The organism is Flavivirga aquatica (assembly GCF_001747085.1).
In the GTDB taxonomy this organism is placed as follows: domain Bacteria; phylum Bacteroidota; class Bacteroidia; order Flavobacteriales; family Flavobacteriaceae; genus Algibacter_C; species Algibacter_C aquatica.
The window spans coordinates 1-850 of record NZ_MDJD01000009.1; the positions used below are offsets into that span (position 1 = coordinate 1).

Below are 850 nucleotides of genomic sequence, written 5' to 3' on the forward strand. Positions count from 1 at the left end.
TGGTGTTAAAACGTTTCCTTTTAGATCAAAAACTTGATATTTGCCATGTAAAACCCCATTAGCATAGTTCATGACCTTTACTATTGCTGACTCTTCTCCTTTAACAAAGACTTCCTTTTCCCATTCGCCTTCTTTTTTCCCGTCTTTTATATCTCCTGAAAGAAATCCATATGGAGTAGGTCCTGTATCATTATAGTAGTCTTCACGAAGCACCATATGAAGGAGCCCATTAAATAGTAAAGAATCTTTAATACGTTCATACAATCCTTCATCATTAATACGTAAAACACTAGTTCCATAGGCAAGACCACTATCAGTTAAAGATTCATTTACTAACATTAAAGAGTGTCTTTTGATGGGCTCTTCTATTTCTATTACCTCTTCTATTACGGCCTTTTTTTGTCCAGAGCAATTAAAAAATGTCAAGCATAAGCAAAAGTATAGGATCACTTTTTTCATAACTATTCTGTGTAATAGGTTTTTATATCATATTGCATAGCTCTCCATTGCCATTGCCAAAAGCTTTTTGATTAGCCTAAATTTTTTATTTAATCAAAATCGTTTCAGTTATTATTTCTTTCTTATCTAATTTACCATTCTTATAAAACTCTTTAGTTATTATTTCTAAAAAAGAACTTTTACTAATCCAAACACCTGCTTTTTTCCCTTTTTTATATTGGCCAGTAATGTTATTAAATTTATTTTTAAAGCTATAAGAACCCCATTTTACTCCATTTCTGTATGTGATTTTTTCATCACAATCATTCGCTTTAAAATACATCCAACTACCATTCTTTTTCCCATTTTTATAGAAACCTTTTTCAGAAGAAGTATGATTATCAGTATTAAA

Annotated in this window: 1 protein-coding gene and 1 pseudogene; both read right to left on the reverse strand. The window is 30.2% G+C overall.

Translation table 11 applies throughout. The annotated features are described in order from the left end of the window. Nucleotides 1-339 (reverse strand): hypothetical protein (locus A8C32_RS04015; protein WP_205635367.1); only part of this gene is annotated, 339 nt, incomplete at its 3' end. A gap of 205 nt (nucleotides 340-544) precedes the next feature. Continuing rightward, a pseudogene (locus A8C32_RS20510) lies at nucleotides 545-850 on the reverse strand (hypothetical protein); the annotation flags it as partial.